13 protein-coding genes are annotated in these 13,577 nt (G+C 64.1%); 9 read left to right on the forward strand and 4 right to left on the reverse strand.

Annotation, left to right across the window (positions count from 1 at the left end; all coding sequences use genetic code 11):
- Nucleotides 1–63: 63 nt before the first annotated feature.
- Nucleotides 64–348 (reverse strand): ribonuclease P protein component 4, encoded by a 285-nt coding sequence (locus GS429_RS18495; protein ID WP_160066945.1) that lies wholly within the window; start codon nucleotides 346–348, stop codon nucleotides 64–66.
- Nucleotides 349–1,006: 658 nt separating this feature from the next.
- Here GS429_RS18495 and GS429_RS18500 point away from each other — a divergent pair.
- The 4 genes from GS429_RS18500 (at nucleotide 1,007) to GS429_RS18515 (ending at nucleotide 6,476) form a co-directional block, all read left to right on the forward strand.
- Nucleotides 1,007–2,842, forward strand: a complete 1,836-nt coding sequence (locus GS429_RS18500) for an ABC transporter substrate-binding protein (protein ID WP_160066947.1) — start codon at nucleotides 1,007–1,009, stop codon at nucleotides 2,840–2,842.
- Nucleotides 2,842–3,696, forward strand: a complete 855-nt coding sequence (locus tag GS429_RS18505) for a phosphatase PAP2 family protein (RefSeq protein WP_160066949.1) — start codon at nucleotides 2,842–2,844, stop codon at nucleotides 3,694–3,696. Before GS429_RS18500 ends, GS429_RS18505 begins: the two co-directional genes overlap by 1 nt.
- Nucleotides 3,697–3,774: 78 nt before the next feature.
- Entirely contained in the window at nucleotides 3,775–5,625 is a 1,851-nt protein-coding gene (locus GS429_RS18510) for an ABC transporter substrate-binding protein (RefSeq protein WP_160066951.1), read from the forward strand.
- On the forward strand, nucleotides 5,625–6,476 hold the full coding sequence (locus GS429_RS18515) for a phosphatase PAP2 family protein (RefSeq protein ID WP_160066953.1): 852 nt from the start codon (nucleotides 5,625–5,627) through the stop codon (nucleotides 6,474–6,476). Before GS429_RS18510 ends, GS429_RS18515 begins: the two co-directional genes overlap by 1 nt.
- 148 nt (nucleotides 6,477–6,624) lie before the next feature.
- Here GS429_RS18515 and GS429_RS18520 read toward each other — a convergent pair whose 3' ends face one another.
- Entirely contained in the window at nucleotides 6,625–7,047 is a 423-nt protein-coding gene (locus GS429_RS18520) for a hypothetical protein (RefSeq protein ID WP_201294052.1), read from the reverse strand.
- Nucleotides 7,048–7,166: 119 nt separating this feature from the next.
- Here GS429_RS18520 and GS429_RS18525 point away from each other — a divergent pair, with 119 nt between their 5' ends.
- Both GS429_RS18525 and GS429_RS18530 read left to right on the forward strand, forming a co-directional pair.
- Entirely contained in the window at nucleotides 7,167–7,511 is a 345-nt protein-coding gene (locus tag GS429_RS18525) for a hypothetical protein (protein WP_160066957.1), read from the forward strand.
- Nucleotides 7,512–7,755: 244 nt separating this feature from the next.
- Nucleotides 7,756–8,391, forward strand: coding sequence for a hypothetical protein (locus GS429_RS18530; RefSeq protein ID WP_328821476.1), 636 nt, complete (start codon nucleotides 7,756–7,758; stop codon nucleotides 8,389–8,391).
- A 34-nt stretch (nucleotides 8,392–8,425) separates the two neighbouring features.
- Here the strand turns inward: GS429_RS18530 and GS429_RS18535 are convergent, their stop codons facing one another.
- Nucleotides 8,426–9,718: a hypothetical protein gene (locus GS429_RS18535; RefSeq protein ID WP_160066959.1), complete on the reverse strand. Its 1,293-nt coding sequence runs from the start codon at nucleotides 9,716–9,718 to the stop codon at nucleotides 8,426–8,428.
- Between the two features lie 319 nt (nucleotides 9,719–10,037).
- The gene (locus GS429_RS18540; protein WP_328821477.1) at nucleotides 10,038–10,790 is read right to left on the reverse strand and encodes a DUF2797 domain-containing protein; all 753 of its coding nucleotides are present in this window, start codon (nucleotides 10,788–10,790) and stop codon (nucleotides 10,038–10,040) included.
- 181 nt (nucleotides 10,791–10,971) lie between these two features.
- Here GS429_RS18540 and GS429_RS18545 point away from each other — a divergent pair, with 181 nt between their 5' ends.
- The 3 genes from GS429_RS18545 (at nucleotide 10,972) to GS429_RS18555 (ending at nucleotide 13,530) form a co-directional block, all read left to right on the forward strand.
- A complete protein-coding gene (locus GS429_RS18545) occupies nucleotides 10,972–11,325 on the forward strand; it encodes a BsuPI-related putative proteinase inhibitor (protein ID WP_160067284.1) in 354 nt (117 codons plus the stop codon).
- 66 nt (nucleotides 11,326–11,391) lie between these two features.
- Nucleotides 11,392–12,357 (forward strand): CbiX/SirB N-terminal domain-containing protein, encoded by a 966-nt coding sequence (locus GS429_RS18550; RefSeq protein WP_160066961.1) that lies wholly within the window; start codon nucleotides 11,392–11,394, stop codon nucleotides 12,355–12,357.
- 3 nt (nucleotides 12,358–12,360) lie between these two features.
- The gene (locus GS429_RS18555) at nucleotides 12,361–13,530 is read left to right on the forward strand and encodes a DR2241 family protein (protein ID WP_328821478.1); all 1,170 of its coding nucleotides are present in this window, start codon (nucleotides 12,361–12,363) and stop codon (nucleotides 13,528–13,530) included.
- Nucleotides 13,531–13,577: the final 47 nt, after the last annotated feature.

Raw genomic sequence — 13,577 nt, forward strand, 5'->3', positions numbered from 1 at the left:
AGTCGTGTCGGTGCAACCGCTGTCGTCCGGCGGTTGCACGGCGAAATCGGGACCGAAGGCCCGTCAGTCGTCGTAGGGATATCTGGCGTGGGCACCGCAGTCACAGCTGATTACGACGTGACCGTCCTGGAGCCTCACGCGAGCGTTCTGTCCGGGGCGAAGATACGCATCGCAGCGATCGCAGCTGAACCGGCGGAACTCTCGGGGCAGCGTCAACCGGTTGCGTTCCGCGACGCGACGCGCGAGACGGACGTAGTACCGCGCCCGATCGTGGTTTCGATCCGCTGCCGCCGCTCGAGCCAACTCGTGAAGGCGCTCGATCCGCTCGGCGGCGACGTCCGTACCCATACCACGCCTTTCGGCGGTTCGCCTATTGATGTTGTGTTTGTGGACTCGTCTCCGGCAGCGACGGCCGGGACGGGGATGGGGCTGAACAGTTACCTACGAGTTCGTCGGTTCGGGCCGTACGATCGGGGCCGCAGACGAGTCGACCCGTCAACCGCTGGACGACCGATCCGCCCGAGAAGGTCGCGTTCACCGGCTGGATCGACGACAAGCGCGGCGCGTTTGCCGCCGTCGACATCTTCCACGCCTCGACACGGGCCAAAAATTAGTGAATCGCCCTTCTCGAGGCGAGGACCTGTGGCGAACCGATCAGTATCCGTGACAGTCTCGCGTTTGATGAATTTTGCACATCCGACACAGACTGTTTGAAGCGGGAGGGGAAACGAGAGTTTCGACGCGCGCTCGAGCGTCTCGCTGCTGGTCCGAGTCTCAGAACAATACTAAAGAATCAGTCATGTAAGTATTATATCAGAGGCGATCTCGAACGAGTTGGACGGAAACCGATGCGAACTATTGTCGAGTTTCGTGCCAACGGTTCCCATAGATATGGCCTATAGACCGGGTAACGGTGCTGGTTGAAAAGGTTTTTGACAATCTCCCGTAGCCGAATCCGATACACAATATTGTTATATATCAACAGCAAATAGGTGTAATAGACTGAATGAATTGTGATACGAACGGCCCCGTTGACGGCGTCGATCGACGCTCGGTCTTGGCTGCTGGCGCAGCCGGACTATCGCTCTCCCTGAGCGGCTGTATCGACACCGTTCGAAGCGTCGTCAACGACGACGGGGACGATCAACTGTCACTCTCCATCGTCACGGTTCCCGCGGACGGCGACAGGGAAAACGTCCGAATCGCCCGTCACCTCGAGTCGAATCTCGAGGCGGTCGGCGTGGACGTAACCCTCACCATGCGTTCGCGCTCCGAGTTTTTGGAGAAAGTGCTGATCGATCACGACTTCGATCTCTACGTTGGTCGCCACCCCGCCGATTACGACCCCGACTTCCTCTACGAAGCCCTCCACTCCACGTACGCCGACGAAGCCGGATGGCAGAACCCGTTCCGGTACTCCAATCCGACCTTCTTCGACCCCCTGCTCGAGGAGCAACGACGGGCTGAAGGAGAGGAACGACGCGCACGTATCGACTCGGTCCTGGACGGACTCGCAGAAGAGAAACCGTTCGAACCGATCTGTCGGCCCGGCGAGTACCGCGTCGCCAGAACCGATCGGTTCGACGGCTGGGACGACGGCCACCTCGCGACGCGACGTGGCTATCTCGGCCTCGACCCGCTCGACGAGGAGATCGACCGCCTCGACGCGCTCGTGACCGACGCGCGCCCGTCACAGAACGTCAACCCGCTCTCGGCGACGGCCCGCGAACGCGGTCCGATCGTCGATCTGCTGTACGATTCGCTCGGCACGGTTCACAGCAGCGACGACGGCGAACACGAGATCGCCGAGTGGCTCGCCGAATCCTGGGAGTGGGAGACGCCGTCGGACGACGAACCGGGCGAGAAGACGATCGCCACCGTCACGCTCCGAGAGGACTGTACGTTCCACGACGGTGAGCCGGTGACCGCCGCGGACGTCGCCTTCACCTATCGGTTCATCGCCGATACCGCACTCGGTCAGGCCGACTCCCCGTCGCCTGCGCCGCGCTATCGCGGACTGACGAGTCTGATCGACGAACACGGGATCGAGATCGACGACGAGAGCGACTATCGGCTCCGGATCCCTGTCGAAGCGGACAGAGCGGTCGCCGAACGCGCGTTTACCGTTCCGATCCTCCCTCGACATATCTGGCGCGAGGAGCTCCGAGATCGGATCGACACCGCCGGCGACGTTACGGCTCCGCAGGGCCAGTGGGGACTCGTCACCACGAGCTCGGTGGACCCGATCGGCAGCGGGCCCTACCAGTTCGAGAGCCAGTCCGACCGCGATTACCTGGCCCTCGAGCGGTTCGACGATCACTTTACCCGCCGGGAAGACCTCGACGGCGACCACCTCCTTGCACCGATGGTCGAGGAGCTCCGATTCAACGTCGATCCCGGCAGTTCGTCCTCTATCGCACGGGTCGAAAGCGGTGCCGCCGACGTCACGTCGTCGATGCTCGAGACGCACGCGATCAACGAAATCTCCGACGAGCCGGAGATTCAACGGCTCGAGGATCCGTCGTGGACGTTCTATCACCTCGGATTTAACACGCGCGTCCCGCCGTGTAGCAACCCCCACTTCCGGCGAGCGGTATCCCAGCTGATCGATAAAAAATGGGTGGTCGAAGAAATCTTCTACGACCACGCCGAGCCGATTGCGACGCCGGTAGCCGACGAGTGGGTCCCCGACGAGTTGGCGTGGGACGACGACACGTCCGAAGACCCGGTGACCCCGTTCGTCGGTACCGACGGCTCTCTCAACGTCGAAGCGGCACGCGCTGCGTTCGACGCAGCCGGGTATGCCTCCGACAGCGACGGTCGGTTATTGGGGCGGTACTGATGCTGACGGAGGTACTGACGCAGGTCGCACTCGTCGTCGCGATCATGCTGCTCGTCTCGATCCCGCTGTTTATCGGCCGGGAGCGACTCACGCGGCTCCGAACGGACTGGCAGTCCCGACTCCGGACATCTGCGCCAGCGATGCTTATTTTGTCGGTCGTCTTGCTGTTCAACCGGGTCATGCGACAGGACGATCCGGATATCGGTGTTCACATGACCGAGACGATCCGCGGACTCGAGGGCGAGTTCATCCTCATCTTCCAGCAGATCGGGAGCACGGAGCTGACGATGTACTTCTCGTTCATCTACGTCTACGGCTACACGTTCCTGTTGATCTTCCCGGCGGTCGCGTACTTCGCGCTGTCGGACACCAGGATGTTCCGACGCCTGTTGACGTCCTACACGCTCAACTACGCGATCGGGCTCACGCTGTACGCGCTCGTGATCGCCTACGGACCGCGGAACTTCATGCCTGAAGTAGAGACGGTCCTGTACAACGCGAGTCCGGAGTACCAGCATCTCACTCGCGAGGTCAATCGGAACACCAACGTCTTCCCGTCGCTACACACCTCGCTTGCGGCGACGGTCGGCCTGTTCGCCTACCACACCCGGTCGAGCTACCCGAAATGGTATCTTGTCGCCACCGTCCTCGCTGTCAGTGTCATTATTTCGACGATGTACCTCGGGCTCCACTGGGCAACCGACGTCGTCGCAGGGCTCGCCCTCGCGGCCTTCTGCGTCGCCGCGTCCGACCGCATCGTCGGCCGGTGGTCGCTCTCGGCGATCTACACGGATCTCCGCAGTCTTCGCGAGCGACGTGCCGATCGGTCCGACGGAGCCGACGGTGATCCGTGACCGACCCGTGCGCAGCGCCTCGAGCGGCCAGCGCAATACTGTTATACCGCCGGCTGCCAAGTCCCACAAACGATCGGAATGAGTGACAGCGTGGCCGGACGGACGACCACCGAAGCCGCCGAGCGCGAAGCCTCCGGCGACGACGGCGGCGGCGGCAACGGCATCAGCCGCCGAGCGGCGCTAGCGTCGACCGTCGGGCTAACGACGGCCACGAGCGGCTGCGTCCGTCAACTTCGCAGTATCGTCAACCGAGACGATATCGATCCGCTCTCACTGACGATCACGACCCTTCCTGCGGACGGCGACCGAGAAAGCATCCGGCTCGCCAGGGAGATCGCCGCGGCGCTCGAGGCCGCCGGGATCGACACGAGTATCGAGATGCGATCAAACGAGGAGTTCCTGCGCTCGGTACTGATCAATCACGACTACGACGTGTACGTGGGTCAACACCCCGGGGGAACCGACCCGGACTTTCTCTACGAGGCGCTCCACTCGCTGTACGCCGACGAGCGCGGCTGGCAGAACCCGTTCGGGTTTACGAACCTGCTGGTCGACGACTTACTCGAGTCCCAGCGGGATGTCGACGGCGAGCAGCGCCGCGAGGCGGTCACATCACTACTCGAAGCGCTGACGGTCGAACAGCCGTTCGTCCCGATCTGTACGCCGATCGAACACCGACTCGTCAGGGACGATCGGTTCGACGGCTGGGACGACGGCCACCTCGCGACCCGAACGGGCTATCTCGGGCTCGAGCCCCAAACCGACGGCAGCGGCGAGCAGCTGCGAGCCGTCCACATGGACGCACGCCCGTCGCAAAATCTCAACCCGATCAACGCCGAGTATCGCGATCGAGGGACGATCGCCGACCTGCTGTACGACTCGCTCGCCACCGACGTCGTCGATATCGACGGCGCCCACGAACTCGAGCCGTGGCTCGCCGAGGACTGGGTGTGGGACGAGGGCGACGATGAAGCTGAAACCGAAGACCAATCGAGCCTAACCGTCGAACTTCGGCCAGATTGTCGGTTTCACGATGGCGAGCCACTCACCGCCGACGACGTCGCCTTCACCTATCGGTTCCTCGCGGACACCGCACTCGGCGGCAGCGCCACACCTGCGCCGGCACCGCGCTATCGCGGACAGGTCGCCGCGATCGACGACGTCGAGGCCACCGACGACCGTACCCTCGAGTTCACAGTCGCCACAGGCGAAGAAGTCGCTGCTCGTGCACTGACGGTGCCGATCCTCCCCGAACACGTCTGGACCGAGCGCGCCGCAGCCGCCAGCGTTCCCGGCTATCGCGTCGCCCAGGGAACCACCGATGCGGTGGTGACGGACAACGTCCCGCCGATCGGGAGCGGCCCGTTCCAGTTCGGCGATCGAACCGAACGCGAACACGTTACGCTCGAGCGCTTCGAGGATCACTTCACGAGCCGCGACGACGTCGATCTCCCCGAGGCGACGGTCGAGGAACTGCGCGTCCAGATCGATCCGCGGAGCACGTCGGCGATCCAGTTGATCGAAGACGACAGCGCCGATCTCACGAGTTCGACCCTCGAGAACTACGTCATCGCCGATATCGAGGAGACCGAGGACGTTCGGTTGCTCGAGTCGCCGTCGTGGACGTTCTACCACCTCGGATTTAACGCGCGCAAAGCGCCGTTTGGGAACCCCCGGTTCCGACAGTGCGTCGCGCAGCTGATCGACAAGTCGTGGGTGGTCGACGAGGTGTTTCACGGCCACGCCGATCCGATCGCGACGCCGGTAGCCGGCGAGTGGGTCCCCGAGGAGTTGGCGTGGGACGGGGCGGATCCGGAGCTGCCGTTCCTCGGCTCCGACGGCGACGTCGACGTCGACGCGGCACGAACCGCGTTCGAAGCGGCCGGCTTTCGGTACGACGGCGACGGGAACCTCCGGGTGAGACACTGATGCTGGTCAGAGTGTTGTTGCAGTTGACGGTGGTCGTGACGCTCATGATACTCATCTCGACGGCCCTGTTCGTCGGCCGATATCGGCTTCGAGACACGCGAGTGGAGTGGCGAAGTCGGATCCGAGCGGCAGCTCCAATCACGATCGCCCTCGCCGTCGTCTTGCTGTTCAATAGCGTCGCCAGACAGATCGTCCCCGATCTCTCGTGGATGATCGACTGGAACTTCACGGAGCCCATTTACGATATCGAGGGCGAGTTCATCCTCTGGCTGCAGTCGCAGGCGACGCCGGCGGTGACGGCGTACTTCTCGTTTATCTATATCTACGGCTACGTCTTCCTGCTGATCTTCCCCGTCGTCGCCTACTTTGCGCTCTCGAATACGCGCCCCCTTCGGGAACTCTTGACGGCCTACACCCTGAACTACGCACTCGGCCTCCTCCTCTACACGTTCGTCATCGCCTACGGCCCGCGGAACATGATGCCGGACCTCGTGGAAGCGCTACTGTACGATACGTACCCCCAGTACCAGCATCTCACGCGACAGGTCAACCGCAACACCAACGTTTTCCCGTCGCTTCACACTTCCCTCGCCGCGACCGTGTCCTTTCTCGCCTATCGAACCCGCGAGATCTATCCGACGTGGAACCTCCTTGCGGCCGGCCTCGGCGTCTCCGTCGCGATTTCGACGATGTATCTGGGCATTCACTGGGTGATCGACGTCCTTGCCGGGATCGTCCTCGCGTACATCAGCGTCGAACTTGCGGGCGTCCTCGTCGGTCGCTGGTCGCTCTCGGAGTGGCTGGACGGCCACGTGCCGTCGTTGGGAGCGTTTCGGGATAGTAACGAGTAACGAGGAACGAGGAACAGTACACGGACCGAGCAGCCGTTTTCGTCGGCCGGACGCCGAACGAGAGACGAGAGCCGGCGCTGTTCAAAAACGGAAACCGCGAGGCTGCGAAGCTACGAAACCGCGAAAACTGCGCGGACGGGAGCAGTCGTTAGTCGTCCTCGAGCGCGTCGGCGATGCGCTTGAGAGCGCGGGTCTGGTCGCGCATCTCGTCGCGCATCTGGCGGACTTCCTGGACGAGTTCTTCGTTGCCGACCTCTTCGCCGCGACCGCCGGGTCCGCCCGGTGCGCCACCGGGGCCGCCGGGACCGCCGCCCATCATGCCGCCCATCATCTGGGCGAACGGGTTGCCGCCACCGCCCATGCCGCCGGGGCCGCCACCGCCGCCGCCGAACGGACTCTCCGGAGGCTCACCCTCGCCTTCGCCTTCTTCGGCTCGTTTCTCTCGGATCTCTTCGACTCGCTCGCGGAACGATTTCTCCTCGCCGCCCTCGTCTCCTGCGTCTGCGTCGTTGGATTCGTTTTCGTCGGCCATACCTCCGAATTCCGTACCGCCGCGGAAAAGGATTACCATGTGTCGGATGCACTGGGTCAGATCAGAGACCCGTGAACGGATCGGGGCGATGAGACGGCACCACCCGGGGTTTGTCACGCCTGCACAAGACGGAAAGGAATTGGTACGGTACTGGCCGTATGGTCGACGATACCCCTGACCGAAACCCGATCGTCAGCGAAGGCCGGTACGCGATCGTCGACGCGGGCGAGAGCGAGGCAGTTGACTTCTGGCTCGTTGCGGACGGTGAAGACGATGCCAGCGACGCCGAACACCGTGTGCCGCTCGAGCGGACCGAAATCGACGACGCCTACGCCGTCCTCTCGAGGCTTCGGGCCGAGCTGACCGACGCCGACGACGGCCGGGATTCGGTCGAACTGTCCTGTCACAGCTGCGGAAAGACCTGGACCTATACCGGATCGGACGAGCACGTCGCGTGTCCGAACTGCGAGACTGAGGTGCCCATCGAAGGCGTCGGCCCCTGATACGGATTGCTGTAACTATGTACCGCCGATCACCAGGGACGGGGTCGGTGATCGGCGGTCATTGACTACAGTAAACCGTATGAGACCGACGTCGTCACGCCGCTCGGTGTTCCGGCCGTCACGGCCACCACGAGTACACAGGCTGAACCCTTGTTACGGCAATCGCCCAACGGTGAGTATCGATTCGAACTGACGGCGTTCGAGGGCCGACGTCGAACGCGACACACCAGCACGTGAGTACCCCGTGACAGAACACGTAACCAGGCGACAGGCGATCAAGGGAATCGGCAGTACGATAGCAGTCGCAAGTGGAGCGAGTCTCGCGAGCGCGAGCGAGACGCCCGCGGACGCGGTCGTCGACGCGGACCGCGACGACGACGCCGACTATCCGCGCTGTCTGTACAAACCGGACGAGGACGGGGAATGGAATCCCGTCCTCCCCATCAATATCCACGCCCCCGCTCCGGGAGCGGAGTCGGCGCTTGCAGCCGTCGAAAACGACTTTTCGGGACTCGGTAACCTCGAGTGGACACGGGTCTTTCCGGATTCGACGGCCAAGGCCTGGGACAGCGAGCGCGAGGCGCTCGTCGCCCCGGATTACTCCTTCCGTCGGCCGCGGCTGGGCGACGAGTGGAATCACATCCACATCTGGGGCGTCGACGAGAACCGAGTCGGGATCCACGCCCATCTGGATGTCATCGATCTCACCGCGTCACACTTCCACCGCGGCGATCACTACGGCGATGCGGCCCGGGAAGTCACGGATCACCTGACCGGAGACGGCTGGCGGGAACGACGTCCCTACAGTATCGATTACGGCGTCGAACCGGAGCGACTCAAGCGCTGGGGAGAGACGGGCGACGTGAAACTCGAGTACTGAGCGAGGGCTCGTCTCGAGTCGACCGAGGGCGACCTCACAGATATCCGAGCAGCGGCATCGCGAGGCCGACGCCCCATCCCAGGAGCCCCATGCCGAAGAGGACGGCTCCTTCAGCGTCGCTACGGGCGGCACCCGCCGCGAGCAACCCGAGCGCGATTATCAGTCCGAGTCGGTGAAGCAGCAACTCGAGCGGCAGCGTCGTGATTCCGATCCCGACGAAATCCAGGACGAACCCGACGCCGAGTCCGACGGTAGCGAACACGAACGCCGACTGGGGCTGCAGCGGATCCCCCAGCCAGCTCACAACGCGTTGTAACCGGACGAACCTGGTCGCCGCTTCGAGCGGCTGAGTGAGCACGATCGCCGTCACCGGCAAGCCGACCGCCAGTATCGGATAGAGCACGGCGACGAACGCCTGGGGCGTGATCCACGGCACCGCGTCCTCCACGGCGAGACCCGCGACCCGAACGCCGAGGACCAATCCGACGAGCGCCCCGGCGAGGATGAACCCGCGGCTGTTCAGATACGCCCATTTGAGCAGGCGACGCGTCCCACGGACGATACCCCGCGTCGTGTCACCGCCGACGAATCCGAGCAAGCCGAGGACGCTTCCGGCCACGATGGGTCCGATAGCGGCCAACTCGATAACCGAAAGCCAGCCGTCGTTCCAGCCCCCGTGCGTGCCGTGATACTCCCGTCGCACCTCCTCGACGAAGGGCTCGTCGAGAAACTCCGCCTCGAGCGTGTTCTGGGAGTCCTGAATGTCGGTCACCGAGTGTCGAAGCCGGAACCAGTCGAAGTACTCCCGGTGTACCTGGATCGCCGTCCAGTCGTCCTGATCCATCGTGTAGGCGCGGATGTGATACCGGCTTCCGAGATACGTTCCGGTATGGAGCTGGTAGCTTTCCTGGATCCAGACGCCCTCGTCGCCGTGCGGTCCGGTGTCGACGTAGGTGTACCGCGTCGAGCCGTGGGCGTCGTCCCACTGGATCGAATCGTCGGCACCCTCGTAGGCCTCCGGTTCGTCCTCGGCTTCGGGGTCCAGTTCCTCCCACTCGAGTTCCTCCTGAGCGACGAGCGTTCGTTGGACCCGGTCGTCCGGTCCGTGGACGATGAGGTTAATCGCGAGCGTCCGCTCGTCAACCGATCGATCGCGGCTGGTGTACGGCCAGATGTAACTGCCGTTTTCTTCGGGTTGGATCAGCTGGTCTCGCTCGAGGGTCTCGGGCTCGGCGGGGTCGGCCATCGGGTTGAACACCCCGCTGGCAACTAGATAGCTCGCACCGAGGACGAGTACCGCGAGGAGCAAGAGATGGCGACGGTTCATCGGCTGGTCCGAAGTCTCGGCGGTTCTCCGTTGCTAGGCTCGTCCATGCCGTCGTGCTCGAGGTGTTCGGGAGCTTCTCTTTGTAGTCTCGACCGGCGAACGAGCGGCCACCTGCACGGCCGATCGATCCCGATACCGACCGCCGGCGTCTCGTTTATCGTAATAGTTACCCGGTAACTCATCCGCCTCTATTTATGCGGGTGCTTGCATTGTTCGGGGAAAGCTGCCGTCAGAATCCGATCGGGCGTTTCGCGCAGATACGGGTGCAATTCGATCAGTTCGGCCAGTTCGGCCAGTTCGGCCAGTTCGGCCGAAGAACTCAGCCGAACGACCCCAGCGACGACTGGAGGTTCTGATCGGTTTCGCCCTCCGTGACGTCGTATCCCACGAGGTCCCGCATATCGACGGCGTAGGTTGTCCCGCCGTTCTCGAGGACCAGCAGTCGTCCCTTCACACCGACGACGGTCCCGGACGCGATCGTTTCGGGAACCGGCTGGGCCTCGAGCCCGAGCGCGTAATCGAACGCGTATCGATCGATGACGTCGAACGACTCGAGCGCGGTCTCCCAGGCGTCTTCGTCGACGGTCGCCGCGAGCGAGCCGATCTTCGTCGGCGTCCGGACGCGATCGATCAGTCGGTGGGCGATCTCGGCTTCGATTTCGCGGGCGATTCGGCCGTTCGAGACGGTGTGAACGTGGGCCGCCCGGTCGGCACCCTGTTCGCGGAGGCGGGTCTCGAGCCGGCGGTGTTTGGTGACGCCGACTTTGAACGTGTCGGGGGCGAACGCGGCGATGTAGACGGCGTGGTCGTCGTAACAGTCCATCTCCTCTTTCAGACAGGTGCCCGTACAGCGCGCACAGACCCACGTGCTCGTGTGATAGTCGCAGTAGGGCGCTGACGGGCGCTCACAGGAAACGTGGTCCCCGTCGTCGATAGTGCCGGCACAGTGGCGCGAGCCGAGCGAGTAGGAGAGGCTATCGCCGGGTTCGAGGGCGCGCTGCTCGATCGACCCGCCGGTACCGAGCAACAGCGCCGATCCCCGTCCGCTCGGCTGGTACCCGACCAGTTGCACGGCTTCGGGTTCGGGACGACGCTAAATATACCGTTCGTTGTCCGGGACGAATCCTGTCCGACGGACTCCGGTGCGGATGAACGCAGCGGAAACCGACCGTCCATTACCGTCGTCGGGAATAAACCGCACCGATCTCCGGAAGAAGAATTATCCGCGACGACGCTAATTTCGGGGTATGGCTATGACACTCGAGGGACGACTCGACGCGGATGTCTCGTCGGACGGTTCGAAGTCGGCGATGGTCACGTTCGAATTTACCGTTACCAACGCGGGCTCGGAGACCGTCACGCTCCAGTTTACGGACGGCTGCAAGGCGGACTTCGTCGTCCGAGAGGACGGCCGCGAGGTCTGGCGGTTCAGCGAGGGCCGGATGTTCACGCAGGCGCTCAGCTCGGAGACGCTCGAGCCGGACGAAACGGCGACGTACAAGGCCGAATGGACGGCCCCACAACCGGGTGGCTACATCGGCCGCGCCGAGTTGCAAGCGCGGGAGACGGCGTGTGAGGTGCAAACCGACTTCGCGATCACGGAGTGATCCGAGACTGCGGCGATGAAAGCCGCCAGCGAAGTCACTAAACCCGCCCCATCCTAACGGCGAGCCATGCAAGCGCTGGTTATCGCGGCGCACGGCTCACACCTGAATCCGAACGCCTCGGATCCGACCTACGCCCACGCGGATACCGTCCGCGAGACGGGGGCCTTCGACGAGGTCCGCGAGGCGTTCTGGAAGGAAGAACCGCACTTCCGCGAGGTGATTCGCACCCTCGAGTCCGACGAGGTCTTCGTCGTTCCGCTGTTTATCAGCGAGGGGTACTTCACCGAACAGGTCATTCCGCGAGAGCTGCGACTCGAGGGATGGGAGCCGGAAAAGTGGGGCTCGGACGGAACGAACGCCTCGCAGGTGACGCTCGAGGTCGGCGACGCGGCGAAGACGGTCCACTACTGCGGCCCGGTCGGGACCCACGACGCGATGACGGACGTGATCGTCCAGCGGGCCCAGTCGGTCACCGGGGACCCCGACGTGGGCGAGGGGGTCGGCCTCGCGGTCGTCGGCCACGGCACCGAACGCAACGAGAACTCGGCGAAGGCGATCGAGTATCACACCGAGCGCATCCGCCAACGGGGTCGCTTCGAGAAGGTCAAGGCGCTGTTCATGGACGAGGAACCCGAGGTTGACGATGTCACGGAGTTCTTCGGGAACGAGGCGCGTATCGCCTCCGACCGCTCGAACGGACAGCGCCAATGTGATGATATCGTCGTCGTCCCGCTCTTTATCGCCGACGGCTACCACACGCAGGAGGACATTCCCGAAGACATGGGCCTGACCGAGGACTACCGCCTCGGCTGGGAGGTTCCAGCCGACGTCGACGGTCACTGGATCTGGTACGCCGGTGCGGTCGGCACCGAGGGGCTGATGGCCGACGTCATCCTCGAGCGAGCGGCGGATGCGGGTGCCGATATCGGCGGCGCGCTCGAGACGGACGTGACGTCGTCCGACGACCGGGGTCATCGTTCCGAGACCGAGACCGAACCCGGCACGGACACAGGTACAGGGATGGGGGACTGACGCGTGACGATCGCGACGGCGACGTTCGAGTCGCTGCTGGCCGCTGCCGACGCCGAGTCCGGAATCGAATTCGACGGACTCCGCATCGAACAGACGGGCAAAAACGAATACGCCCTCGAGACGCCCGAGACAGAGCGGACCGGACTCGAGGCTGACGCGCTCCGGCAAGCGCTCGAGCCGCTGGCGGCGTACGTCACGAACTGGTGGTACTGGCGGGAGTCGGTCGGCGGCGAGGGCACCGCTCGCCGAGCGTTTCTCCGCTGGTGTGAACGAGCGCCCCTCGCCCTCGAGGAACGAGACGCCGAGACGGGGGCAACCGACGAAGACGCCCTCACAGTCTCCGAACGGTACACCGCACTCCGGGACGGGATCGACCGCAAATGGGGCCAGTTGTGCGTTACCGCTCGTCTCGACGACGACGGCGACGACGGCGACAACGGTGACGAACCCACGGGCGAGCGCGTCTACGACTGCTGGCACGTCGACGACGCGGACACCGATCTCACCGACCTCAAGGTGTACGACGACCCGCGGGACGCCCGGAAGCTCTCGACACACGACGAGGACGGTCGCTACCGGCCGCTGAAGACCGCACCCACGCTGCGGTCGGGTTGGGCCTTTACGGGGCTCTCCGGGGACGAACTCGTCGAGACGGTCGGTTTCTTCTACCCGGCCACGGTCGCCAACTGGCACCGGGAGCGACGGGGAACGCTGGACGTTGACCACTGGCTCGAGACCGCCGAGCGCCAGACCGGGATCTACGACGTGGTCGAGGACCTGCCCCGCGAGGCCGTCGCGTGGATGGCCGACGCCTGCTGTGTGGACTCCCAGTGTCTCCGGCGGCGAGAGTGGCAGTACGAGGAGGGCGACGACCTCGACGTCGACGGCGGCGACGGAGCGTTCACCTGTCGCGAGCCGTGTTCGCTGGTCATCGCGGCCGCTCGCAAGTGGACTATCCTCGAGTCCGAAGCCGAACACACCTACGAACTCGAGTTGACGACGAGCGAGCGAAACCAACTGGAGGAACTGATTGACGCCGTCGCGGAGGGCCGCACCGACGAGATCCGTGAAGCGGACGTCAACGACGGTGCGAACCGCTTTCGAGCGCGCTACCTTCGGGCGAAGCGGTTCGACGAGGACGGGAACCTCGAGGCGACGCGAGTCGACGAGTGATCGGTATCCGGTCGACAGCGGCTCCGTTATCGAACCGCGTCTCCGCT

It is taken from the genome of Natronorubrum halalkaliphilum (genome assembly GCF_009834785.1).
GTDB lineage: Archaea > Halobacteriota > Halobacteria > Halobacteriales > Natrialbaceae > Natronorubrum > Natronorubrum halalkaliphilum.

Bases quoted from the DNA above. Each gene is read 5' to 3' on its own strand.
- GS429_RS18515 (WP_160066953.1), top strand. From the start codon at position 5,625: ATGCTGGTCAGAGTGTTGTTGCAGTTGACGGTGGTCGTGACGCTCATG.
- GS429_RS18500 (WP_160066947.1), top strand. From the start codon at position 1,007: ATGAATTGTGATACGAACGGCCCCGTTGACGGCGTCGATCGACGCTCG.
- GS429_RS18550 (WP_160066961.1), top strand. From the start codon at position 11,392: ATGCAAGCGCTGGTTATCGCGGCGCACGGCTCACACCTGAATCCGAAC.
- GS429_RS18520 (WP_201294052.1), bottom strand. From the start codon at position 7,047: ATGGTAATCCTTTTCCGCGGCGGTACGGAATTCGGAGGTATGGCCGAC.
- GS429_RS18535 (WP_160066959.1), bottom strand. From the start codon at position 9,718: ATGAACCGTCGCCATCTCTTGCTCCTCGCGGTACTCGTCCTCGGTGCG.
- GS429_RS18505 (WP_160066949.1), top strand. From the start codon at position 2,842: ATGCTGACGGAGGTACTGACGCAGGTCGCACTCGTCGTCGCGATCATG.
- GS429_RS18495 (WP_160066945.1), bottom strand. From the start codon at position 348: ATGGGTACGGACGTCGCCGCCGAGCGGATCGAGCGCCTTCACGAGTTG.
- GS429_RS18510 (WP_160066951.1), top strand. From the start codon at position 3,775: ATGAGTGACAGCGTGGCCGGACGGACGACCACCGAAGCCGCCGAGCGC.
- GS429_RS18545 (WP_160067284.1), top strand. From the start codon at position 10,972: ATGACACTCGAGGGACGACTCGACGCGGATGTCTCGTCGGACGGTTCG.
- GS429_RS18525 (WP_160066957.1), top strand. From the start codon at position 7,167: ATGGTCGACGATACCCCTGACCGAAACCCGATCGTCAGCGAAGGCCGG.